At 50.8% G+C, this 21,627-nt stretch carries 26 protein-coding genes; 9 read left to right on the top strand and 17 right to left on the bottom strand.

Annotated elements, in window-relative coordinates; translation table 11 throughout:
* Window position 1: 1 nt before the first annotated feature.
* The 5 genes from BCM14_RS12910 to BCM14_RS12890 form a co-directional block, all read right to left on the bottom strand.
* Window positions 2-1,132: a D-alanine--D-alanine ligase gene (locus BCM14_RS12910; protein ID WP_106228446.1), complete on the bottom strand. Its 1,131-nt coding sequence runs from the start codon at window positions 1,130-1,132 to the stop codon at window positions 2-4.
* Window positions 1,125-1,709, bottom strand: a complete 585-nt coding sequence (locus BCM14_RS12905; protein ID WP_106228445.1) for a DedA family protein — start codon at window positions 1,707-1,709, stop codon at window positions 1,125-1,127. Before BCM14_RS12905 ends, BCM14_RS12910 begins: the two co-directional genes overlap by 8 nt.
* Window positions 1,703-2,500 (bottom strand): alpha/beta fold hydrolase, encoded by a 798-nt coding sequence (locus BCM14_RS12900; protein ID WP_259673619.1) that lies wholly within the window; start codon window positions 2,498-2,500, stop codon window positions 1,703-1,705. Before BCM14_RS12900 ends, BCM14_RS12905 begins: the two co-directional genes overlap by 7 nt.
* Before the next feature lie 71 nt (window positions 2,501-2,571).
* Window positions 2,572-3,063 (bottom strand): hypothetical protein, encoded by a 492-nt coding sequence (locus tag BCM14_RS12895; RefSeq protein ID WP_106228511.1) that lies wholly within the window; start codon window positions 3,061-3,063, stop codon window positions 2,572-2,574.
* A gap of 23 nt (window positions 3,064-3,086) precedes the next feature.
* Window positions 3,087-3,575, bottom strand: a complete 489-nt coding sequence (locus tag BCM14_RS12890) for a YHS domain-containing (seleno)protein (RefSeq protein ID WP_259673618.1) — start codon at window positions 3,573-3,575, stop codon at window positions 3,087-3,089.
* Between the two features lie 110 nt (window positions 3,576-3,685).
* Between BCM14_RS12890 and BCM14_RS15355 the strand changes: the two genes are divergently transcribed.
* Together BCM14_RS15355 and BCM14_RS12885 are read left to right on the top strand one after the other, a co-directional pair.
* Window positions 3,686-3,844, top strand: a complete 159-nt coding sequence (locus tag BCM14_RS15355; RefSeq protein ID WP_259673617.1) for a DUF5993 family protein — start codon at window positions 3,686-3,688, stop codon at window positions 3,842-3,844.
* Window positions 3,845-3,854: 10 nt separating this feature from the next.
* Complete coding sequence (locus BCM14_RS12885) at window positions 3,855-4,424, top strand: disulfide bond formation protein B (RefSeq protein WP_106228443.1); 570 nt, start codon at window positions 3,855-3,857, stop codon at window positions 4,422-4,424.
* A 38-nt stretch (window positions 4,425-4,462) separates the two neighbouring features.
* Here BCM14_RS12885 and BCM14_RS12880 read toward each other — a convergent pair whose 3' ends face one another.
* Window positions 4,463-4,843, bottom strand: a complete 381-nt coding sequence (locus BCM14_RS12880) for a hypothetical protein (RefSeq protein WP_106228442.1) — start codon at window positions 4,841-4,843, stop codon at window positions 4,463-4,465.
* A gap of 239 nt (window positions 4,844-5,082) precedes the next feature.
* On the opposite strand from BCM14_RS12880, the gene BCM14_RS12875 reads away from it, so the two are divergent.
* Window positions 5,083-6,813: an adenylate/guanylate cyclase domain-containing protein gene (locus BCM14_RS12875; protein ID WP_106228441.1), complete on the top strand. Its 1,731-nt coding sequence runs from the start codon at window positions 5,083-5,085 to the stop codon at window positions 6,811-6,813.
* Between the two features lie 137 nt (window positions 6,814-6,950).
* Here BCM14_RS12875 and BCM14_RS12870 read toward each other — a convergent pair whose 3' ends face one another.
* The 11 genes from BCM14_RS12870 to BCM14_RS12815 form a co-directional block, all read right to left on the bottom strand.
* Complete coding sequence (locus tag BCM14_RS12870; RefSeq protein ID WP_259673616.1) at window positions 6,951-7,310, bottom strand: type II toxin-antitoxin system death-on-curing family toxin; 360 nt, start codon at window positions 7,308-7,310, stop codon at window positions 6,951-6,953.
* A 24-nt stretch (window positions 7,311-7,334) separates the two neighbouring features.
* Window positions 7,335-7,565: a hypothetical protein gene (locus tag BCM14_RS12865; protein WP_106228509.1), complete on the bottom strand. Its 231-nt coding sequence runs from the start codon at window positions 7,563-7,565 to the stop codon at window positions 7,335-7,337.
* 237 nt (window positions 7,566-7,802) lie between these two features.
* Window positions 7,803-8,588 carry a carboxymuconolactone decarboxylase family protein gene (locus BCM14_RS12860; protein WP_259673615.1) on the bottom strand — a complete coding sequence of 262 codons (786 nt, stop codon included), beginning with the start codon at window positions 8,586-8,588 and terminating at the stop codon, window positions 7,803-7,805.
* A gap of 643 nt (window positions 8,589-9,231) precedes the next feature.
* Complete coding sequence (locus BCM14_RS12850; RefSeq protein WP_106228438.1) at window positions 9,232-9,540, bottom strand: ArsR/SmtB family transcription factor; 309 nt, start codon at window positions 9,538-9,540, stop codon at window positions 9,232-9,234.
* Between the two features lie 5 nt (window positions 9,541-9,545).
* The gene (locus tag BCM14_RS12845; protein ID WP_106228437.1) at window positions 9,546-10,640 is read right to left on the bottom strand and encodes a sulfate/molybdate ABC transporter ATP-binding protein; all 1,095 of its coding nucleotides are present in this window, start codon (window positions 10,638-10,640) and stop codon (window positions 9,546-9,548) included.
* A 27-nt stretch (window positions 10,641-10,667) separates the two neighbouring features.
* A complete protein-coding gene (cysW, locus tag BCM14_RS12840; RefSeq protein ID WP_106228436.1) occupies window positions 10,668-11,555 on the bottom strand; it encodes a sulfate ABC transporter permease subunit CysW in 888 nt (295 codons plus the stop codon).
* Window positions 11,552-12,415 (bottom strand): sulfate ABC transporter permease subunit CysT, encoded by an 864-nt coding sequence (gene cysT, locus BCM14_RS12835; RefSeq protein WP_106228435.1) that lies wholly within the window; start codon window positions 12,413-12,415, stop codon window positions 11,552-11,554. Before cysT ends, cysW begins: the two co-directional genes overlap by 4 nt.
* Window positions 12,412-13,416 carry a sulfate ABC transporter substrate-binding protein gene (locus tag BCM14_RS12830; protein ID WP_106228434.1) on the bottom strand — a complete coding sequence of 335 codons (1,005 nt, stop codon included), beginning with the start codon at window positions 13,414-13,416 and terminating at the stop codon, window positions 12,412-12,414. Before BCM14_RS12830 ends, cysT begins: the two co-directional genes overlap by 4 nt.
* Before the next feature lie 134 nt (window positions 13,417-13,550).
* The gene (locus BCM14_RS12825; RefSeq protein WP_106228433.1) at window positions 13,551-14,561 is read right to left on the bottom strand and encodes a sulfate ABC transporter substrate-binding protein; all 1,011 of its coding nucleotides are present in this window, start codon (window positions 14,559-14,561) and stop codon (window positions 13,551-13,553) included.
* 148 nt (window positions 14,562-14,709) lie between these two features.
* A complete protein-coding gene (locus BCM14_RS12820; RefSeq protein WP_146129774.1) occupies window positions 14,710-15,225 on the bottom strand; it encodes a hypothetical protein in 516 nt (171 codons plus the stop codon).
* Window positions 15,209-15,586 (bottom strand): hypothetical protein, encoded by a 378-nt coding sequence (locus BCM14_RS12815; RefSeq protein WP_106228431.1) that lies wholly within the window; start codon window positions 15,584-15,586, stop codon window positions 15,209-15,211. Before BCM14_RS12815 ends, BCM14_RS12820 begins: the two co-directional genes overlap by 17 nt.
* Window positions 15,587-15,943: 357 nt before the next feature.
* Between BCM14_RS12815 and BCM14_RS12810 the strand changes: the two genes are divergently transcribed.
* The 6 genes from BCM14_RS12810 to BCM14_RS12785 all read left to right on the top strand — a co-directional run bounded on the left by BCM14_RS12810 (window position 15,944) and on the right by BCM14_RS12785 (window position 21,594).
* The gene (locus BCM14_RS12810; protein WP_106228508.1) at window positions 15,944-16,885 is read left to right on the top strand and encodes a CysB family HTH-type transcriptional regulator; all 942 of its coding nucleotides are present in this window, start codon (window positions 15,944-15,946) and stop codon (window positions 16,883-16,885) included.
* Window positions 16,886-17,017: 132 nt separating this feature from the next.
* On the top strand, window positions 17,018-17,506 hold the full coding sequence (locus tag BCM14_RS12805) for a rhodanese-like domain-containing protein (protein WP_375318485.1): 489 nt from the start codon (window positions 17,018-17,020) through the stop codon (window positions 17,504-17,506).
* Window positions 17,507-17,517: 11 nt separating this feature from the next.
* Window positions 17,518-18,510, top strand: coding sequence for a serine O-acetyltransferase EpsC (gene epsC, locus BCM14_RS12800; protein WP_106228506.1), 993 nt, complete (start codon window positions 17,518-17,520; stop codon window positions 18,508-18,510).
* 16 nt (window positions 18,511-18,526) lie between these two features.
* The gene (locus tag BCM14_RS12795) at window positions 18,527-19,456 is read left to right on the top strand and encodes a family 2A encapsulin nanocompartment shell protein (RefSeq protein WP_106228430.1); all 930 of its coding nucleotides are present in this window, start codon (window positions 18,527-18,529) and stop codon (window positions 19,454-19,456) included.
* Window positions 19,431-21,023, top strand: coding sequence for a family 2A encapsulin nanocompartment cargo protein cysteine desulfurase (locus BCM14_RS12790; protein WP_259673613.1), 1,593 nt, complete (start codon window positions 19,431-19,433; stop codon window positions 21,021-21,023). Before BCM14_RS12795 ends, BCM14_RS12790 begins: the two co-directional genes overlap by 26 nt.
* Window positions 21,016-21,594 (top strand): RBBP9/YdeN family alpha/beta hydrolase, encoded by a 579-nt coding sequence (locus BCM14_RS12785; RefSeq protein ID WP_106228429.1) that lies wholly within the window; start codon window positions 21,016-21,018, stop codon window positions 21,592-21,594. Before BCM14_RS12790 ends, BCM14_RS12785 begins: the two co-directional genes overlap by 8 nt.
* Window positions 21,595-21,627 lie beyond the last annotated feature (33 nt).

Below are 21,627 nucleotides of genomic sequence, written 5' to 3'. Positions count from 1 at the left end.
CTCAATCCGTCGCAGGATAGCGTGGTGTCAATTCTTTTTCGCGTCGATAGCCTGCAAAAAAGGCCTTGATCGTCACTGGCTTAAACCCACGTTTTCGATTGGCGTAGCCAATTTGAAACAACCAGCGATATTGCGTCATTAGGTCACGCCATGCCTTGAGCAAAGTGGTTTTGCGATCCCAAATGTGAGTACTTTCAGCGCCCGCACCGTTGACCTCGACGATCGTGAAATCTTCACCAGCTTGCACCTTCTTGAAGTCAGCAAAGCGGATGTCGTAACGACCAAAATAGAATTCAGGCAACTGTTGCGATATCTCATCAAAGCGTTCGACCATCTTGGGTGTGATCAGATCGGTACCGTTTCGAAAGATCGCGCCCCTGCTGTGACTGCCTGCAAACGCCAGCCGAATCGCTTCACCTTTCGCCGGGATCGTATCCAGTCGCTCCAGATGACGATGGAAATAAAGCCTGGTGAGCTGACCGGCGCGTCTGTCCGCCAAGATCAGTTCGCGCAAAGTACGAACCCCATCCCCCGTGACATAGGGAAAATATTTCAAGGTCAGTGAGATCAAGCGCCCTTTGCTTTGGCCAGGCAAACGACAGTAGAAAACACCCGCTTCACCTTCAAGGTCAACAAAGCGTTGAATCAAAAAACTAGCAGTCGCTGGGAATTTCTGTAGATAGCTCACCAGATCAGCTTCAGCGCGTAGCAGTTTCACACCGACACCTCGGCATCCCATATCGGGTTTTGCCACTACCGGGAACGTCAACCCCTTCTGCTTCATCGTCTCCAGTATGTTTTGCATGAACGCCAGCAATTCATGTTCATCTTTGAAATCAGGACGCTCGACAGCAAAAAAGTCAGCTACCCAGTCGGGTACATGTTGCACGGCGAGCTTGAGAATATCTGCCTTTGACTCACCCACAAAGCCGCCACCCGGAAACGATGGATTAGCAACCGTCGGCAACAAGGGGCCTCGATAACGCAACATCAGATAAAACGCATAGGCAAACACCGGGGGATAGAATGCCCACATCGGCCAAAATTCAAAGAAACTCAGTGGCTCACCCTCCCCATCGAACGCAGGCATGCCCTCATGAGGTTTTGCTTGGCGGGATACAAGGTCATTCATCGCTGACTTCCATCCTTAAAAGGCTTTTCAGCCGTCTCAATACGGGTACGGCAAGTGCAATCGCTAAGATCGGCAACGTGACGGCAAGACCTTTAGGGATCCCCAAAAACGATGCCAAGGCATCACCCGCTGCAATGCTCAACCAATACAAACAAGCTGTCCAAAGCAAGACTGCTAGACCGACCATTAAGGTGAAAGGCATTAGGGATGCCTTGGTGAAGCCGCATGCTGTGTAAGTCAGCAAGCGCAAACCGGGGATCACGCGCGCGAGGAACACCGCGCTCAGCAAGTGATTGTGAAGCTTATCGGTAAGCCCAGCCAAGGACTCTGACCGGATATAGCGTCGCTCGAGCCACTTAACACGACGTGCCAACACCCCGACGCCATACAGCAGCAAATCACCCAAGGCAATACCGAAAGCCACTGCCGCAAATGATAAACCCCAACTGAGCGAGGCTTGTGTGGATAAAGACACCCCAGCTGCAATCGCAACGTCCTCGACCAGAAACGTCGTCAAAATCAAGGCCAGCACCATGAACCAAGGCTCGGCCATTCCGTTTAGCGCAGCCGTCAGCATGTGGGCTCAATCGCCCAAGCAATGGCGTCGCGGACAACAGCTTCGGAATTCCAGGGCAAAAAATGATTCTGGTTTTCAAGCACGACTGTTTTCAGGCACTTGACGTGACTCAGTTTCGCCTGCATGAAGGCGACGTTTTCAAACGGCACCAGATTGTCTTTTGTGCCATGAACGATGACGACGGGTGCAGTGATGTTTTTGAGCATGGGCTCAAGTGTCAGCAAATGGGTCTTCAGATCCATCAATTCATCATTTGAGTTTCTCAGCTTATCGGGCAGTAAAGCGCTAATCGGCCAATACTTGCCCAGGGGCTGCAAGGGGTGGATCTCTTCAAGACCCGGATCAAGCGAAGCTGCCAACAGAACGAGCGCCCTGACCCGCTCAGGATGTTCGGCTGCTACTTGAGCAACGACTGGGCCGCCGAGCGAGTGGCCAACCAAAATCACTGGCAGCCCGTCAGCAGGCATCAGCGCTAACACTGCGGCGGCTTGCTCATGCAAACTCGTCACAGCAAGTGAAGGGGTACTCTGGCCAAAACCCGGCCGATCGAGCGCAATCGAATAGGAGCGCTCAACGGGTCGCTCGACGTAGTTGACCCAAGCCTGTGCCGAACCTGGCGTGCCATGAACGTAAATGACTGGTATGCCTTGAATCTGCGCCGACTGTAAGTAGCTGATTTGTCGCTTTAAGGGTTCACCGGTCATCTTGAATTGTCGTAAATGCTCAAGGTTGGTCTTGGGGATGTTCGGACCTTGATTTGAGCAACCCGAGGCAGCCAATATGACAGTCATAGCAGTAAAAGATCTGGCAAGCATTTTTTTGCAAACAGAAAATATGGTTGACCGGTTCATGACCTGAACAATTAACGCGCAGGTTGGGCGAATTGACGCACTGCCATCAAGATCGTGTCTCGACGCAAAAATAAAATGAAGGCAGACGAGATCCATACCCCGCAAGCAAGACTAAACAGTTCGCCACCATCATAGGTGCCATCGGTATTGAGAACCTGGACGCCAAGCGGTGTAAATAAGTGAAAAAATATCGCACCGCTGATCACCCCAAGCGAAATCAAGGCAGCAATTGCGTGAACAAGAGACTTTTTGGTAATCAATCCAATGAACAACAAACTGGACGCGATTAATTCACCTGTGCCAACCACGTACTGACTGAAAATACCCGAGTGCCCAAACAACCCTGGGAAGCCTAAGCTCGCCCCCCACTTATCCAGGGTACCGAAGATATATTGCGTTTCAGGCGAATCCGTGAATTTGAAAAACAAAGACTGAACAAAAATGACAATGACAAAAATACTCAGCAGCCAGAGCGTTATTTTTTGATTACGTGAGCTTTGCATGGTGAACCCCTTTTTTTCTGTGATTACTCTAGAACTTTGGGCCAATTCTTATCTGCCTGCTGGATGAAGTCGGGGATATTGACCTCCCACTTCTTTTGTACCGCTTCGTCATAATTAAGATAAAGCTTATCTTTGACGATTGTCCAGCGCTGCGGGTCAGCAGAAGCGGTATTACCTTGAGATACTGCCCAAGCGCAATAGCCTCCATACTGCGGCGCATACTTGTCAGGCTGAGCACTAAACTTATCGCGGTTGGCCGTGTTTGCAAAGCGCCACTCTGCGCCCTGATAGTTTGCAGTGATCGCAGGATCGCCTTTCACGGGTTTACCCTCGGTGAAATAAGCCACAGTATCGTAGCCACTCACCGCAGTTTTACTAAAAACGGCGGTGTAAATCGCTGCATCTTTAGCCCAAACCGGCACGCTGCCTTGCCCGATAACCAGTGCTAGCAATCCCACCCACTTCATGATCTGTTTCTTCATCGCTGCCTCATTTGGTAGCTGGTTATTCATACTGACTCACTGCTATTCGTGAGAGTATCCCGTTTGGTTACAATTTTTTTGTCTTTTTGAGCATGTTCACGCGTGTAATATCGAACAAAGCCAGATAACGGAGACTAGCTATGTACATGTTTTTGCCATTTCTTCTTGCACTCGGCACCTCCCTTTGCGCGATGACCGGTAAGAAAACCCCGGCGTACACGCTGTGGCTTGTGTTACTCGTCGTGACGCTTCTTTGGTTTAAACACCATGCAACAGACGCGTTGACCTTGTCTTTTTAAGAGCTAGAACATGACAAATTCAAACCAGTCAATTGCAGTATCAGGCACGACCGTTTTTGTTAACTTATGCGGACTACTGGGGATGTGTGTCTCTTTGCTGGTCGCTTTCTATTATCAATTAGTCCTGTCCGAGCTCCCCTGCCCCCTTTGTTTGCTGCAGCGCGTCGGCATCATCTTGATGGGGATGGGGTTTTTATTTAACGTCCAGATGGGTATCAAAAGAGCCCACTACTCAATGGTCATTCTGGGATGCCTTGTCACGGCTGCGATCGGGATCAGGCAAGTGTTTTTGCATATTCTGCCAGGTGATGCGGGCTACGGTTCAGCGTTTCTCGGGCTTCACTTTTACACGTGGTCCGTGCTTGCTTCTGTCATTACCCTGATATCGGTCGCTCTCATGCTTGTCGTTGACGACAAAGATCTCATCAAAATCCAGTTGCCTGTTTTTACTGGCTTAAACAAAGCAGTGACTTGGCTGTTTGTCGGCTTGATAGCCATGAATCTGGTGTCTACGGTTCTTGAATGCGGTGCGGGTCAATGTGATGACAACCCGGTTTTTTATCAGTTGTTAGGTAAGTAAACGGATTAGCCTATCTCGATGTTTGTTCAGCGCTTTTATTAGCGAGTCGAGTTTTTTTCAAGACGCGCTTCTAACAAATCCAGGCGCTCGCTTGTTCTTTGAATACGTTCTGTTGTCTGAGCCATCACCGTCGCCATTGCCTTACCTGAATCGTAAGCAGACAAAAGCGCTTGCATGGTCGCAACGTTCGCCGCATACAAGCCGATCACCGAAGCTGCTGCCGTCGTCACGACGATATACTTTAAGTTGGTAATTTTTTGACCAATCTCGGTAGCCGTTTCCTTGAAGTCGTCGGCGCTTCGTCGAAGATCTACCCGCATGGCTTCCAGATCTGCTTTCATCTCAGCCACTCGAGTATCGATGCGGGCCTCAATCACTTCACTTCGAGCATTAAGTATTGAACGATATGAACGAACCATCTGCAACGCCTCAAAGTAATCGGAACTAAAACTCTACTGACTTATTTAGGCAAGATCAAACATAAATTTGTAAGTAGATGTTGCGGATAAAGCCTCAGGGGGTAGGGCCAAAGAGCCTAACCCGAACTAATCTTTTGGCACGAGGCCTGTTGCACGTTGGCGTTGCTGTTGAACGTCAAAGCATCCTCAGCTAGACTGCCTTTATTTAGCATGTCGGACAAAATAAACGAGAGGGTGGCATGTTCACAATGACGATTGCAAGAAAGATTCTTGGCATTGCTTTGATGCTGATCGTACTGATGGCGGGTACTTCGCTCGTATCGACCTTTCTGGTGATTCGAACTGGCGAGCGCTTAGATGACATCGTCGAAAACTACATCCCAGCATACGGTGATTTGGCGCGGACCAACATTCGTTCACTTGAACGCGCGCTTGCCCTTAGAACCATGATCATCGAAAAATTACTCAAAAACGCTGACACGACAATGTACGATGCGGCAAATGCCCGGTTTGAAGGGGCCGGCAAGGCTGCCGAGAAGGAGGCAGCGTCGAGCCGGGCGCTCATCAACGGATTGCTGGATAGAGGCGTCTCAAAGGAGGATGTAGCGAAGCTAGCTCGCATTGACATTCGTATCCAAGTGGCAATGGATAAAACTCGCAGCCAACTCAACGAAGAAATTGGTCGCCTTCAGCTTGCCCTCGATACGGACAATCCCATTGCTTTTCAAGAAGGCTTGGCGAGGGTTCGCAAAGGACGTGCCGAGCTCAACGAGCAACTCGAGTCCATTCGCTCTGACATGCTGGCGCTGCTGGTGAACCATGCTGAGGGGATCAAGCAAGACCTGCGTAACATCATGATTGTCTCGTTTGCCTTAACGTTATTGGCAGCCGCTATCGGCGTGACTTTCTCGATCCTGGTGAGCGGAAAGTTAACGCAACCGGTCAGGCGTTTGCTTGAGAGCGCCCGGTCTGTAGCAGCGGGGCGTCTTGACCACCCGCTCGTTGTCGAATCTCAGGACGAGATTGGCAGGCTAACCGTCGAGTTCAACCACATGGTGGATCAGCTACGAGAAAAAGAATCCCTGCGTGAGACTTTTGGCAAATATGTCGACCCGCGAATCGTCGAAGGATTGATGAATCGCCCTGATCTCGCTCGTGAAGGACAAAGACGAGTCATGACCGTCATGTTTTGCGATGTTAAAGGTTTCACACACGCCAGTGAACAACTGACACCAAACGGACTAGTCAAGATCATGAACCGGTATTTCTCGGTCATGTCGGAAGCGATTCGTCAGCAAGGCGGCGTTATCGACAAATACATTGGCGATGCCATCATGGCCTATTGGGGCGCCCCGTTCGTGATTGAAGCGGACCAGACCCGGCTGGCAACTCTGGCGGCGCTTGAGATGCGCAAACAACTGGATCCGATGCGTGCGGGATTTCCAGAGTTGATAGGTTTGCGTGAGTTGCCGATGGCGTTTGATATTCGGATTGGCATTGCAACGGGTGAAGCCTTAGTGGGTAGTATTGGCTCTGACATTATGATGAATTACACCGTCATGGGCGACACGGTCAATCTGGCATCGAGACTTGAAGGTGTTAACAAGGCCTATGGCAGCGACATCCTCATTTCTGAAGCGACTGTCGTTGGCGCGAAAGGTGCGATCGAAGTCCGTGAGATAGACAGCGTGGTCGTTCTCGGTCAGACCAAGCCGCAGTCGATATTCGAACCGATGGCAGAAACCGGGCAGTTATCGCTTCAACAGGCCGAACTTCGGGGACTGTACTCTCAAGGGCTGGCAGCTTATCGAGCGCGTCACTGGCAAGAAGCGCTAAGTTTGTTTGCCCAAGCATTGAGCGTCACGCCGCATGATGGTCCTTCTATTGCCATGACCGAGCGAATCAATAAGCTGCTGATGACGCCATTAAAGGACGACTGGGATGGTGCGTGGCATTTCGACCACAAATAAGTCCTGTTCATGGGCTTGAACCGTAGAGCCCCTGAAACTGCACTTTGGCGGGGCAACAGCTACTACATCACAAACCGCCTGAGGTGCTGAAATCTCAAGTTTTTTGCTTTTGGTCTGCGGGAGGGATACTAACCCTATTACTCTTGAGTCATAGCAAACTCTCGAAGCCAGGGTTCAATGTGGGCGATATCAAAAGTGCCAGTCTCGAAAAGCTGCAACATCTCTTTGTGGATGACCATGGATGGCCGCTTTAGGCACCAGCCGTTGATACGCAGAAACACGTCGGCTGCAGCAAAAGCTATACGCTTGTTGCCATCTACAAAGGGATGATTAATTGCGAGGCTTTCTAGCAATGCTGCAGCCTCAGCAATGATATCGGCGTAGTAGCCAGTTTGTGGTCTAAACAAGGCTGCTTCGAGGGCGCCTGGGTCACGAACCCCACCTGCGCCGCCATACCTTTGCATTAAAACTATATGCATGCCGAGTACATCGGCCACGGTTAAATAATCGCGCGGCACTGCTTATTTCGCGAGTTCGCGATACAAATGATCAAACTCGTCAAGACTAGACGCAAAAGACGCCATTACGTGGCGGCGGGGTCGGGTCTTTTGCTGGCGGTCAATGTAATCACGCAGAGCCTCATCGAGCACAGCTTGAAATTGCCGGCCTTGTCCCTCAGCAATTTGACGTAATGCGGTCAACACGTCAGGCGAGGCTTGAGAAGAAAACTTTTCGCGCGCAGTTGTAGCCATGAAAGCACCTAATCTTGATAAATCTTGAAATAGCATGATACTTCAAGATGTTTGAAATCGCCTATTTTTGTGCGTTTCATGAGCACTTCGAACCGAGGTCAGTCCATTGATGGGCTAGAGCCGTTTGTTTCCAGCAAAAATGCAATTTCTCAATTTTGCCGGAAATACAGACGCAGGACGTCATGTAGGTACTCACCGCAGTTCGGGCGAACTACAGAAAAGCAGCAAGGGCAATGCTTAGCGGGTCGGTGCTGCCGCCAATGCCTGCTTAAGCGCGGCATCGGCAGGTTGTGCTGCTATCGTATCTCCGCGTTCAGCCAGAATCTTTATCAACTGCCGTAACTGCTCAGCCGTCAAGCCTACTCGCATGCTAGCGGCCATGTGCGATCGCAGTTGCGGCTCTGCTCCTTGTGTGGCGGCCAAGGCACCCACTGTGGCCAACTCACGGCTTTGCCAGTCTAGGTTGTCCCGCTCGAAAATATCACCAAATAAATGGGCTTGGAGATATTGGTTGATCACTGGCGCGAAATCGAATAAAGGTCCTTGAACCGGAGCTCCGGATATCTTTGTTTGATTGGCTTTTCCAACGGAGATCAACATGGCACCAGTGGGAATAGCTCGGCTTGGCTCGCGTCCTAGCGCGTCCTGAATGCCGCGCTGCTTACGTACCTCTAACACCTTCATCAATTCACTTAACGCATTAAGGCTACGTGGAAAACCGGCGTAGGCATAAAGTTGCACCAAGACTTCCTTCACCTCGCTGACTGTCAAGCCCGCATCCAAACCAGAATGTAAAGCGCTGTTTAGATTGGGCATGTCACTCACCGCCATGAAAGAGGCTATGAGCGGTATCGCCAGTTGCTTGGCGGAAAGAACCTCGGATTGATCTGATGTAGTTGTAGTAAGCGGTTCTGAGTTTCTCTCAGTGGCATGAACCGGCCCGCTCATCAGTCCGAGTCCTAAAACCAGAACGAACTCTAATGCCCTAATGGGACGATTATTAGCTGGCGTTGAATTGTTCATCAGTCACTTTCTCCACCCAGGTTACAAACTCGCCTTTAAGTCAGCGACCAACCGCAAGGTGGGCCATGGCTAAGTTTGGTGCCGCACCATGCCAAGGTTTGACATCGGGAGGGCACCACACAGCGTCACCTTAAAGTATGACTTCGTACAGGTCTCAAGTTCATATCGGTAAAGACAGTTTAATGGACTCGTGGCATCGCGAATCTTTGCATAGCAGTTTCGAAACTTAAGTTTTGGCGGGCCAGAAGATACCAGATCGCAAACCGCCTAAGTTTTCCAAGGGCATGTAGATCAAGCTCTTGGGGTTCAATGCATCATTCTAAATGTTGAGACATCTTCTTGTACCGAGAGTTTTCAGAACCTCTGTGCTAAAGGCTCCGGAATTAGAACCTGCTAGGTTGCGCCACTGTGCCCTTTCGACCCAATGCGAACGGTCGCGGCGCTGCCTTGGGCGGCGGTAATGCAGCGACAGCGGGTATAGGACTTGAACCCGCGAATGACTCTTCCCGCATTGGGAGCGGACGTTCAGTCGTGAAACCAGTAGGGCTTTAAAAGGCCCACAGACAAAGGAAATGTTTCTTGTTGTGTCTGCTTCTATGGAAATGGGTACCTGAAGACGCTTTCAGATCCAGCTAACCAGCCTTCAACCCTGATGCGTCACCCTGTCGCACATCGCCTGGCAAATTTGCACGACCTGTTGGTCTGCAATTGCATAATAAATTTGTACACCCTTTCGCCGCTTGCTCAAAATGCCTTTTCGATACAGTTGGTTCAGGTGCTGAGACATGTTCGGCTGCGTCGTTTTCACAGCCTCGATCAATTGCCCAACGTTCTTTTCAACATGGCAAAGCGCACTGATAATTTGCAAGCGCATGGGGGCAGACAACAGACCAAAAAGCTCAGCCGCGTCTTTCAGAACCCTCGCCAAATCTCCATCATCCTGCGTTGTCATGGCGCTCAAGCGTCCACAAACACTCGCGCTTTACGCGGTGTCAGCACCAAGGTTTCGCCTTCCTTGAAATCTTGCTGGCGGTATTGCGATGCCGACAACTGCGCTTCGATGATGGCGTCTTGGCCAAACATGCCAGCTTCCACGGGTTCGAGCTCCAACCTTGCCACAGGCCCCACCACGATGGCGCGGGTCAGTTTGGCCACAATGCCCGTGTTGGCAGCACCCGGCGTGTAGCGGGTCACATCCAGGTCGTGTGGACGCACATAGGCAAAAGCCTTTGCGTCTTGCACTTGGCCATGTTCTGGCGTATCCAAACGAATGGCGTGTTGGTCGGCACCGATGAGCATTTCGCCTTCGTGCGCTCGGCCATGGAACAGGTTCACATCGCCCAAAAAACCATACACAAAAGGGCTGGCCGGGTGGTCCCACACATTTTGAGGCGAACCGATCTGCTCGATATTGCCTTTGTTCATCAGCACCACGCGGTCGGCCACTTCCAGGGCTTCTTCCTGGTCGTGCGTCACAAAAATGCTGGTCACATGCAACTCGTCATGCAAGCGGCGCAACCAGCGGCGCAGCTCTTTGCGCACCTTGGCATCCAAGGCACCAAAAGGCTCATCCAGCAGCAGCACTTTGGGCTCGACGGCCAGCGCACGGGCCAAGGCAATGCGCTGGCGTTGACCGCCCGATAACTGCGAAGGATAACGATCGGCCAGCCAGTCGAGTTGCACCAAACTCAAAAGTTCGTGCACTTTGCGTTTGATTTCGGCTTCTGGTGGGCGCTGGTTGCGCGGCTTGACGCGTAGGCCAAAGGCGACATTCTCAAACACCGTCATGTGGCGGAACAAGGCGTAATGCTGAAACACAAAGCCCACTTGGCGCTCGCGCACATGCACATGCGTGGTGTCTTCGCCACTGAAGGCGATGGTGCCTTGGTCGGCTGTTTCCAGACCCGCGATGATGCGCAGCAGCGTGGTCTTGCCGCAGCCCGATGGGCCCAGCAGCGCGACCAGTTCACCCGACTCGATGTCGAGGCTGACATTGTTCAGCGCGGTGAAGTCGCCAAACTGTTTGTTGACGTTACGGATTTCGATGCTCATGTTTCAAACCAAAATCTAAAGTTGAAGTCAATGGACTGGCTGCTCAGGCGGGGTGTTGGCTGAAGCCTTGAGTTCTTGCTCGTGCTGCCACTCGATGAAGGACTTAATGGCCAAAGTAACCAGCGCCAGCAAGGCCAACAGAGACGCTACGGCAAACGCGGCCACCGACTGGTATTCGTTGTAGAGGATCTCGACGTGCAAGGGCATGGTGTTGGTTTGGCCCCGGATATGACCCGAGACCACCGACACCGCACCAAATTCGCCCATGGCCCGTGCATTGCACAAGATCACGCCGTACAGCAGCCCCCACTTGATGTTGGGCAGCGTCACGCGCCAAAAGGTCTGCCAGCCTGTGGCCCCCAACACAATCGCAGCCTGCTCTTCGTCGTTGCCCTGAGCCTGCATAAGCGGAATCAGCTCGCGTGCAATGAAGGGAAAGGTGACAAACACCGTAGCCAAGATGATGCCCGGCACCGCGAAAACAATCTTGATGTCATGCGCTTGCAGCCAAGGGCCAAACCAGCCCTGTGCGCCAAACATCAGCACATAGATCAAACCCGCCACCACGGGCGAGACCGAAAACGGCAAGTCCACCAGCGTGGTCAAAAGCGACTTGCCCTTGAACTCGTATTTGGCAATGGCCCAGGCCGCGGCCACGCCAAACACCAAGTTCAGCGGCACGGCCACTGAAGTGGTGATCAAGGTCAGCCGAATTGCAGACCAGGCGTCAGGCTCTTTCAGCGCCTCCAGGTAGGCATCCAAGCCTTTGCGCAGCGCCTCTGTGAAGACAGCGGCCAGCGGCAAAACCAAAAACAAAAACATGAAGGCCAGCGCCAAGCCAATCAGACTGCGTCGAATCCAGCGGGCTTCGGTGGTGCCTGCCTGCACCTTGCTGGCAGAGAGGGTCTGACTCATGAGGAGGCTCCCGAGCGGCGGCGTTGCCAGGTTTGCAAGGCGTTGATGACCAGCAGCAAGATGAAGGAAAAAACCAACATGACCAGCGCGACAGCGGTCGCACCCGCGTAGTCGTATTGCTCCAACTTGCCGATGATGATGAGCGGCGTGATCTCGGACACCATGGGCATGTTGCCCGCGATGAAGATGACCGAGCCGTATTCACCAATGGCACGCGCAAAAGCCATGGCAAAACCCGTGAGCAATGCGGGGGCGATGGTCGGAAAGATCACCTTGCTGAAGGTCTGCCAGCGCGTGGCGCCTAAGCAGGTGGCTGCTTCTTCGAGCTCTTTTTCCGTGTCTTCCAGCACCGGCTGCACGGTGCGCACAACAAAGGGCAAACCGATGAAGATGAGAGCGATCACCACCCCATTGGGGTTGAACGCCAGTTGAATCCCCAGCGGCTCCAGGTATTGGCCAATCCAGCCGTTGCCTGCGAGCAGCGCCGTGAGTGAAATGCCCGCCACGGCTGTGGGCAAAGCAAAGGGCAGGTCCACCAGCGCATCCACGATTTTTTTGCCAAAAAAGTCATAGCGCACCAACACCCAAGCGATCAACAGTCCGAAGAACACATTGACCAGCGCGGCGATGAAAGAAGCCCCAAAGGTCAGGCGGTAGGACGCCATCACACGCGGCCCGGTGACGGCAGCCCAGAACTGGTCCCAGGTGAGAGTGAAGGTTTTGAAGACCAGCGCTGACAAGGGGATCAACACGATCAGGCTCAGGTAAAAGATGGTGAAGCCCAGGGTCAGGTTGAACCCGGGCAACACCCTGGCTGGCGCCCGCCGTGGGGCGGGTGCCGCAATGGGCAAAGCAGTCATGGAGAGAACTTATTGACGGTGTAGATCTTGTCGAATTGACCGCCATCGTTGAAGTGCAGTTTCTGTGCCTCAGCGAAAGAGCCAAACACCTCGTTCACTGTGAACAACTGCAAAGGCTTGAAGGTGGCAGCGTGCTTTTTGAGCACCGTGGCCGATCGTGGACGCAAAGCGTGCTTGGCCGCGATCTCCTGGGCTTCTTCGGAGTACAAATAGTCCAAGTAAGCCTTGGCCAACTCGGCCGTGCCTTTCTTGGCCACAGTGCGCTCGACCACGGCCACCGGGTTCTCGGCCACGATGCTGATCGACGGGTGGATCGCATCGACCTTGCCCGCGCCGAATTCACGGTCAACCGACACCACTTCCGACTCAAACGTGACAAGCACGTCGCCAATGTTGCGCTGCAAGAAGATAGTGGTGGCATCGCGCCCACCTTTGGCCAGCACAGGGACGTTTTTGTAGAGCTTGCTCACGAACTCGGCCGCGTCAGCGTCCGAGCCGCCCTTCTTCTTCACATAGCCCCAGACCGCCAGATAGGCCATGCGGCCGTTACCACCCGTTTTGGGGTTGACCACAATCACCTTGATGCCGGGCTTGACCAGATCGTCCCAGTCCTTGATGCCCTTGGGGTTGCCATTGCGAGTGAGGAACAACATGGTCGAAGTGGTGGGCGACGCACTGTTGGGAAAGCGCTTGTTCCAGTCTTTGGCCACGATGCCAGTGGAGGCCAAAAAGTCCACATCTGTGGTGGTGTTCATGGTCACCACATCGGCATCCAAGCCGTCGTTAACAGCTCGAGCCTGTGCGCTGGAGCCACCATGGGCTTGGTCAATCTTGACGTCTTTGCCCGTGGTCTTTTTGTAGTGCGACACAAAAGCGGCGTTGTAGTCCTTGTAAAACTCGCGCGCGACGTCATACGAGGCGTTGAGCAAGGTCTGGGCGTTGGCCGACAGACCCGACAGGGCCAAAACCATCGCCAAAGTGATGCGGGAGAGTTGTTTCATGCGGTGTCCAATCGGTTGCAAATAAAACGGAAGAGCGCGATTGTGGAAGTCTTCCCTTTAATCTCAAACGAATCATTTGTAGTTTGCTTATATGGATATCAAGATATAGAGGGCCATTTGCAAACCGCAGCCGATCATTTCTTGGTGTAGATCTGATCGAAGCTGCCGCCGTCTGCAAAGTGGGCTTTGTCGGCTTTTTCCCAACCCCCAAAGGCCTGGTCGATGGTGAACAGGTTCAATTTGGGGAACTGCTTGGCGTATTTGGCCTGGGCCTTGGGCGAAATCGGACGGTAGAAGTTTTTGCCCGCGATGTCTTGGCCTTCGTCGGTGTAGAGGTATTCCAGATAGGCCTGGGCCATAGCGCGTGTGCCTTTGCGGTCCACGTTTTTATCGACCACGGTCACAGCGGGTTCGGCCAGGATGCTGATCGATGGATAGACCACATCAATCTTGCTCCCGAATTCTTTTTCGAGCAGGTTGGCTTCGTTTTCCCAGCTGATGAACACGTCACCCTGCGCACGCTGGGCAAAGGTGATGGACGAGCCACGGGCCCCGGTGTCGAGCACGGGTACATTTTTGTAGAGTGCGGCCACAAAGTCTTTGGCCTTGGCTTCATTGCCATATTTGCGCTTGGCAAACTCCCAGGCGGCCAAATAGTTCCAGCGGGCCCCGCCCGATGTTTTGGGGTTGGGCGTGATCACGCTTATGCCGGGTTTGACCAGGTCATCCCAGTCTTTGATGCCTTTGGGGTTGCCCGCACGCACCACCAGCACGATGGTCGAGGTGTAGGGCGAGCTGTTGTGCGGCAGTCGCTTTTGCCAGTCTTTGGGAATCAGGTTGCCGTTTTTGTGCAGCGCGTCGGTGTCACCCGCCAAGGCCAGGGTGGCCACGTCGGCATCCAAGCCGTCAATGATGGAGCGGGCTTGTTTGCCCGAGCCGCCGTGCGACTGCTTGAAGCTCAGGTCTTGGCCGGTTTTGGCTTTCCAGTGGGCGGCAAAGGACTTGTTGAATTCAACGTACAGCTCACGGGTCGGGTCATAAGACACGTTGAGCAGGCTGATGGGCGCTTGCGCTTGCACCGTCAGACCCGACAAGGTCAATGCCAGCAGCGCGGCGAATTTGATAAAAGGGCGTTTGGTTGTCATGAGGTCACTCCGAAAATACACATCAATAAGCGGATGGGATGAATTCTGGAAGTGACTCGTTAAAACTCAAACGACTGTTTTTCTATTTCTTAATGAGTTAATCATCTATGAAGGATTTCTTGCACCCGCATGGCGTTCACACCACACCTCAAGATGCCGTTAACCACCGCTTCAACACCGTGGCATTGGGCTGGCCTATCACCCGTTGCTTCTGCCCTCGGGCGTCGATCAGCACCACATAGGGCGTGACGTTGGGCCAGGTCGGGTCGACCGCTTGGCGAATGGCGGGCTCGAAACCATCAAAGGCGTACATCTGCGTCATGCCCTTGAAGTGCGAGGCATTGCGCAAGGCCTTTGGGACCGCCACGTCCATCATGACGGCATTCAGTTCGGGTTTGTCTTTGCGTTGTTGCACGGCCTTGTGCAGCACCGCAAAAGCAGCCGGGCAAGTGCTGCAGTAAGAGTACGCTGCAGGGCGTGGGCCATGCTGCAAAGCATGCGCCCAGGTTTTTTCGTCAAAGGGCAACACCGTGCGCGGGGTCGATGCCTTGGATTGGCCCTGAGGGTGTGCGTGCTGGTGTGTTTGCGCCCAAACCGCCGAGGCACTCAAGCCGAGTGCAGCGCTACAGATGGCGAGTGCCATGAATTTAAAAACGGAGTTCATGGACTTGCGTCTCCTGTGAGTTGCACCACACCACCACCATGCGCGAGCCACTTTGGGCCAAGCGAGGGTGGTCGTTGTAGCCCGTGGCTTGGCCCAAGGTTTTGAGCGTTAAATTTTGCCCGCCATCGGTCGACAGCCAGGCCTTGAGAGAAGTCACAGCGCCTTCACTGCTGCGCCAGACCACGGCCACGTTTTGGCCATCGGCCAACACATCGGCATGCTCGGCCCGCGCATCGGGCAATGCCCGCACGGTCTCGCTCAGAGGCTCGCCTTGGGGCTGTAAATATTGGATTGCGAATGGCTTTTTGATAGGATCACTCTGAGCATAGTCGGGTATTGCAGAGCCGCCACCCCACCCCATCAGTATCTTATGTTTAGCTGAAGAAAAGTTACTGAACTTTTATCGTCGAACAATAAGCACGGGTGAATAAAACTCATCCTATGTTCAGGACTGAAAAGAGGTAAATCTCACCGCCACTTTACTGAGCAACAAACCCTTGCTTCTAGGCGGTACTGACCGGACCGATACGTGAACTCAATATATAAACTTTTTAAAAAACAAAACGAAAACTTACGAATATACATATTCGTTTTAAAAAACTCGGACCATTTTTCTAAAGAGGATTTCGATAGATATATATAAGTTATGAGTTGTTGGGATTTAAAGAACTCTCTCATAAGATAAATGTCAGCGTTTTATCTTTTTATGAAGGTCATTATGAATTTCCAGCAACTTCGCTCTGTCCGCGAGACAATTCGGTGCAACTTTAATCTTACCGATGTAGCCGAGGTGCTTCATACATCTCAACCAGGCGTTAGCAGACAAATTCGTGAACTCGAAGAAGAGCTGGGTTTTGAACTTTTTATACGCTCAGGAAAGCGTCTCACAGGGCTTACGGTACCTGGTGAACACGTATTACCCATCATCGAAAATATATTACTTAGTGCTGCAAATCTGAAGACAGCGGGTCAGGATCTCGACCAATCGCAACATGGAATGCTGTCCATCGCAGCCACGCACTCTCAAGCGCGTTACGCATTACCGTTAGCGGTTGAGGCTTTCCGTGCGAAATATCCAAATGTGAGCCTTCACTTGCATCAAGGCTCACCCAGGCAAGTAGCAGAGATGCTGTTATCTGGCGATGCAGATGTCGGGGTCGCAACTGAAGCACTCGATCACTACGATGAGTTAGTTGTTATGCCTAGCTATCAATGGGCGCACTCAATCATCGTCCCACCTGGGCATCCGCTGCTCGAAAATAAACTGGATGTTGAACGACTTGCTGAGTTTCCATTAATTACATATGAAAATGGCTTTACTGGACGAACAAAAATAAATCAGGCATTTTCCAGTAAGAATTTATCTCCAAATATCGTTTTAAGTGCGATGGATGCAGATGTGATCAAAACATATGTTCAGCTTGGATTAGGGGTTGGTGTGGTTGCCTCGATTGCCTATGATCCAGAACGAGATCAATCACTTCGTGCAATTGATGCAGGACATATTTTTGGTATTAACCAGACAAAGGTCGCTGTTTTGAAAAACAACTATCTACGCGGCTATACATATTCATTTATCGAAGCATTTTTCCCTGCGCTCAATAGAGAAACGGTAGAAAAAGCACAGGTGGAAAAAGGAGGATTTTCTACTCAGTTCTAGCATTATTAAATGACATAGATGATTTTCAGATTAGTTAACTCATTTTTATTCGTTACCTGGATGAGCGTGATTGCGTAGACTTTAATCATCGCCACTTACACGGTTAATTTTTAGCTGTAGTGCGGATGATTCATGCAAAAGCTATCCAAGATCATGACACAAGAAAATCAAACCTATAACAACGCTGAAACACTTGATGCTGCACGTGCAGTATCGCAAGCCGCTGGTTTACCTTATGCCGGGAATATTCCACCAAAGTTAGCCTGGAACCTCTTTTCAGCAGGCTTCGCTGAACTTATTGATGTTCGATCTGCAGAGGAACGGAAATTTGTCGGCTACGTCCCAAATAGTATCCATGTCGCGTGGGCTACAGGAACAAGCTTAAATCGAAACCCCAGATTTACTAAAGAACTGGAATTAAAGACCGGTAAAAGCAAGATTTTGCTTTTACTTTGCCGTAGTGGAAAAAGATCAGCGCTCGCGGCCGAGGCAGCGACTAAAGCTGGATTTACCAGCGTATTTAATGTTCTGGATGGATTTGAGGGAAACCTAGATGCTCAACAGCATAGAGGTGCTCAGGATGGCTGGCGCTTTAATGAATTGCCATGGATTCAGGATTGATCGGATTTGATATGGATGCTTTTTATATACCCCGCCCCAATCAGGAAAATGATTTAACAGTTGCGTTTGAGCTACAAAATGTAGTCAAGTCATTAGCTAAAGTTAGAAATCGGTGGAGGGTTTCACAGAAACGCTCCAATGAAACTGGTGGTCGCGAATTGCCCTCACGTGAGGCATTGTCCGTCATTATGAAGGGACTGCGAGGAATATTATTTCCGATGCGCTTAGGTCCTCTGGACTTACGTCAGGAGAGTGAAGACTATTACGTTGGCCATGTTTTGAATGAAGTGTTGTTGTCGCTATTAGTCCAGGTGCAACTTGAATTGAAATACAAGAATAAAAATTCAGACGCTAAGGACGCGTCCTCTAATGAGCAACAAGCCAATCAAATAGTCAGGGACTTTTCTATCGATCTCGCTTCAGTGCGTGAGCAATTGGATAGCGATGTGATTGCTGCCTATGAAGGTGATCCCGCAGCACAAAGCGTTGATGAGGTGTTGCTTTGCTATCCAGGCATACAAGCCATGATTAACCACCGGATTGCACATCTTCTTTATAAATCGGGAGTTCCACTGATTGCTCGAATCATCGCTGAGCTCGCGCATAGTGAGACAGGTATAGACATACACCCGGGTGCAACAATCGACTCTGGTTTTTTTATTGATCACGGAACGGGTGTGGTGATCGGTGAAACAGCTGTTATTGGGAAACGAGTGCGTATTTATCAAGCAGTCACGTTAGGCGCTAGAAGCTTTCCAACCGATGCGTCTGGCAACCCAATCAAAGGACGCGCACGCCACCCCGTTGTCGAGGATGACGTAGTGATCTATGCAGGTGCGACTGTTTTAGGACGAGTCACGATTGGACATGGCGCATCGATTGGCGGGAATGTATGGGTCACGCATAACGTTGAACCTAACCAACATGTCACGCAAGCCGATTCAAGGCAGGATGCCGAGGCACCATCAAACACAAGACCTTATTTTTTCAAAAATAGTTTTTAACGATTAAGAGGACTATATGTCAGAACAGAACCCTGGCCAGTTAGCACTTAGCGACAATGCCGCACGACAACTAGCCAATGCAACTAAAACCACTCCGATATTATCAACAATCAGTCCCAGATGGCTTGTTCATTTACTCCAATGGTCTCCTGTCGAAGCAGGTATTTATCGCTTAAACAAAGTTAAAAATCCACAGGATGTGCTTGTCGCATGCGCAAAGCGTGATGAATCAGAATTACCGCAAACATTTGTTGATTATGAGGATACCCCTCGAGAGTATTTTCTCAATGCAGTCTCGACTGTTCTGGATGTCCATACACGCGTCAGTGACTTGTATAACAGTCCACACGACCAGATAAAAGAACAGCTCCGCCTGACGGTGGAAACTATCAAGGAAAGACAAGAAAGCGAGCTGATTAATAATCCCGACTACGGACTTCTAGCAAATGTGACACAAGAACAAATCGTCTATCCACTCACTGGAGCACCAACGCCCGACGATTTGGACGAATTATTAACAAAAGTATGGAAAGAACCTGCATTCTTTTTAACTCATCCATTGGCTATCGCGGCCTTCGGACGTGAATGCACACGTCGCGGAGTCCCTCCACCGACCGTCAGTTTATTTGGCGCACAGTTTTTAACCTGGCGGGGTATTCCACTAATTCCTAGCGATAAAGTACCTGTTGCAGATGGCAAAACGAAAATTCTACTTATTCGTGTCGGAGAAAAGCGGCAAGGTGTAGTAGGACTTTATCAACCAGGCTTAGCTGGAGAGCAAAGTCCAGGACTCTCAGTACGTTTTATGGGTATCAGTCGCAACGCAATTGCATCTTACCTAATTAGCCTCTATTGCTCATTAGTGGTTCAGTCTGACGATGCGCTCGCCGTACTTGAAGATGTTGAAATCGGAAAATTCCATGACTATCCCGACACCTACAAATGATTCCTTGGCAATTAAGAGTGGATTGCCAGATCTTTCCACTCTTGCAAGCATGGCTAACAGTTTTTTTGCATCCTTACCGACTGCAAATAGTACGACTACGCCCTCCACCGGATACGCTTCACCGCACATATCTGCGGCACAAGCGACTAACGTCGCGCGTGCTCAGCAAATCAGTCTTCCAGAAAACAGTCTGAATGCAAAAAGCTTTGTGCTCCCCATCCAATCATTTTTATTAGATCAAACACCTAAAAATACATCTTCTCATTTTTATTTCATTGATCCTCAGATTGCGCCTCAAGGGCTCTCTGATCGGATTCAAAACTATACAAGCGATACTCGCTATCCTCCGTTTGATTTGAATGCGGTACGCAAAGATTTTCCTATCCTCAAAGAGCGTATCAATGGAAAGCCACTCATTTGGTTTGACAATGCAGCGACTACACAAAAGCCACAGAGCGTGATTGACCGGCTTAATCAATTCTATAGTCATGAAAATTCGAATATTCACCGTGCGGCACATGAGCTCGCTGCGCGCGCAACGGATGCATATGAGGCTGCGCGTGAAAAAGTCAGAAAATTTATAGGTGCATCCAGTACGAATGAAATTATTTTTGTTCGTGGGGCAACCGAAGCAATTAATCTCGTAGCCAAGTCTTGGGGTGCAAAACACATCGGCAAAGATGATGAGATCATTGTTTCTCAGCTGGAACACCATGCAAACATCGTGCCATGGCAACAACTCGCTGCAGAAAAAGGCGCACGCATAAGGGTCATTCCAGTTGACGACACTGGCCAGGTACTTTTAGATGAATATCAAAAATTGCTCAATCCTCGGACAAAAATCGTTTCTATTACACAAGTGTCCAACGCGCTAGGAACAGTTGTGCCTGTTCAGGAAATCGTCAATCTCGCACACCGTGCTGGCACAATCGCACTCGTAGATGGGGCGCAATCTGTCAGTCATATGCGCGTCAATGTCCAGACGCTAGGCGCTGATTTTTTCGTATTTTCGGGACATAAAATATTTGGACCGACGGGAATTGGGGTCGTGTATGGCCGTCGCGACATTCTTGAGCAAACACCTCCGTGGCAAGGCGGTGGCAATATGATTGCGGATGTGACATTCGAACATACACAATACCAACCCGCACCAAATAAATTCGAAGCAGGAACTGGCAATATCGCAGATGCGGTTGGTTTGGGAGCAGCGATCGACTATGTTGAAAAAATCGGTATTGAAAATATCGCATCCTATGAACATAATTTGCTTGAATATGCGACGCATTTACTCTCTCCAATCCCCGGGGTTCGACTGATAGGTACAGCGAAAGAGAAAGCAAGCGTACTTTCTTTTGTGTTGAAGGGGTATACAACTGAGGAAGTCGGCGTAGCACTGAACAAAGAAGGCATAGCAGTCAGATCAGGGCACCATTGCGCGCAACCTATCCTAAGACGGTTTGGTGTAGAGTCTACCGTTCGGCCCTCACTCGCCTTCTACAATACTTGCGAAGAAGTAGACCGCATGATCTCCGTTGTTCGTCAACTCAGTGCGGGTCGTCATGTCTGACAAACCAACATTGATTGTCGTCCCAGGCTGGAATAACTCTGCACCGGGTCACTGGCAAAGCATTCTTACCAAAAAATGGCCAGGCGCTATTCACGTAGAGCAAGAGAATTGGTTGCAGCCATCAAAGGAGCAATGGGTAGCCAAACTTGCGCAGACGATATTAGAACAGCCGAGGCAGGTTGTGATTGCTGCGCATAGTCTTGGCTGCGCAACGACAGTCCACCTCCCGCAACGAGCCGTTGAACGCATTCAAGGAGCTCTCTTGGTTGCTCCAGCGAATCCTTTACGCCGTCATGTACTTGAGAGTTTTGCGCCAATCCCTTTAGATAGATTGCCCTATCAAAGCATTGTAGTTTCAAGCGATGATGATCCATACTGCCCGCTTGCCCTTGCACAACGCTATGCAAATAGTTGGAAAAGCGAATTTATATGTATACCTAATGCAGGCCATTTGAATATTGAATCAGGCTATGGAAACTGGCCTCGTGCAGAAACTTTGCTTAAAAAATTAATGCTTGACTTCGAAGAGCAAGTATTCCGAATGCAATGCATCGGTTGTGCGTTAGGCTAACTTTCAAGGATGTCTCCTCCACCTGTAAATGGT

The organism is Jezberella montanilacus, assembly GCF_003003055.1.
Classification (GTDB): domain Bacteria; phylum Pseudomonadota; class Gammaproteobacteria; order Burkholderiales; family Burkholderiaceae_B; genus Zwartia; species Zwartia montanilacus.
This window is presented reverse-complemented; position numbering and strand designations above follow the sequence as displayed.

Coding starts and splice junctions, on each gene's coding strand:
- BCM14_RS12910 (WP_106228446.1), bottom strand. CDS start 1,132: ATGAATGACCTTGTATCCCGCCAAGCAAAACCTCATGAGGGCATGCCT.
- BCM14_RS12905 (WP_106228445.1), bottom strand. CDS start 1,709: ATGCTGACGGCTGCGCTAAACGGAATGGCCGAGCCTTGGTTCATGGTG.
- BCM14_RS12900 (WP_259673619.1), bottom strand. CDS start 2,500: ATGACTGTCATATTGGCTGCCTCGGGTTGCTCAAATCAAGGTCCGAAC.
- BCM14_RS12895 (WP_106228511.1), bottom strand. CDS start 3,063: ATGCAAAGCTCACGTAATCAAAAAATAACGCTCTGGCTGCTGAGTATT.
- BCM14_RS12890 (WP_259673618.1), bottom strand. CDS start 3,575: ATGAATAACCAGCTACCAAATGAGGCAGCGATGAAGAAACAGATCATG.
- BCM14_RS15355 (WP_259673617.1), top strand. CDS start 3,686: ATGTACATGTTTTTGCCATTTCTTCTTGCACTCGGCACCTCCCTTTGC.
- BCM14_RS12885 (WP_106228443.1), top strand. CDS start 3,855: ATGACAAATTCAAACCAGTCAATTGCAGTATCAGGCACGACCGTTTTT.
- BCM14_RS12880 (WP_106228442.1), bottom strand. CDS start 4,843: ATGGTTCGTTCATATCGTTCAATACTTAATGCTCGAAGTGAAGTGATT.
- BCM14_RS12875 (WP_106228441.1), top strand. CDS start 5,083: ATGTTCACAATGACGATTGCAAGAAAGATTCTTGGCATTGCTTTGATG.
- BCM14_RS12865 (WP_106228509.1), bottom strand. CDS start 7,565: ATGGCTACAACTGCGCGCGAAAAGTTTTCTTCTCAAGCCTCGCCTGAC.
- BCM14_RS12860 (WP_259673615.1), bottom strand. CDS start 8,588: ATGAACAATTCAACGCCAGCTAATAATCGTCCCATTAGGGCATTAGAG.
- BCM14_RS12850 (WP_106228438.1), bottom strand. CDS start 9,540: ATGACAACGCAGGATGATGGAGATTTGGCGAGGGTTCTGAAAGACGCG.
- BCM14_RS12845 (WP_106228437.1), bottom strand. CDS start 10,640: ATGAGCATCGAAATCCGTAACGTCAACAAACAGTTTGGCGACTTCACC.
- cysW (WP_106228436.1), bottom strand. CDS start 11,555: ATGAGTCAGACCCTCTCTGCCAGCAAGGTGCAGGCAGGCACCACCGAA.
- cysT (WP_106228435.1), bottom strand. CDS start 12,415: ATGACTGCTTTGCCCATTGCGGCACCCGCCCCACGGCGGGCGCCAGCC.
- BCM14_RS12830 (WP_106228434.1), bottom strand. CDS start 13,416: ATGAAACAACTCTCCCGCATCACTTTGGCGATGGTTTTGGCCCTGTCG.
- BCM14_RS12825 (WP_106228433.1), bottom strand. CDS start 14,561: ATGACAACCAAACGCCCTTTTATCAAATTCGCCGCGCTGCTGGCATTG.
- BCM14_RS12820 (WP_146129774.1), bottom strand. CDS start 15,225: ATGAACTCCGTTTTTAAATTCATGGCACTCGCCATCTGTAGCGCTGCA.
- BCM14_RS12815 (WP_106228431.1), bottom strand. CDS start 15,586: ATGGGGTGGGGTGGCGGCTCTGCAATACCCGACTATGCTCAGAGTGAT.
- BCM14_RS12810 (WP_106228508.1), top strand. CDS start 15,944: ATGAATTTCCAGCAACTTCGCTCTGTCCGCGAGACAATTCGGTGCAAC.
- BCM14_RS12805 (WP_375318485.1), top strand. CDS start 17,018: ATGCAAAAGCTATCCAAGATCATGACACAAGAAAATCAAACCTATAAC.
- epsC (WP_106228506.1), top strand. CDS start 17,518: ATGGATGCTTTTTATATACCCCGCCCCAATCAGGAAAATGATTTAACA.
- BCM14_RS12795 (WP_106228430.1), top strand. CDS start 18,527: ATGTCAGAACAGAACCCTGGCCAGTTAGCACTTAGCGACAATGCCGCA.
- BCM14_RS12790 (WP_259673613.1), top strand. CDS start 19,431: ATGACTATCCCGACACCTACAAATGATTCCTTGGCAATTAAGAGTGGA.
- BCM14_RS12785 (WP_106228429.1), top strand. CDS start 21,016: ATGTCTGACAAACCAACATTGATTGTCGTCCCAGGCTGGAATAACTCT.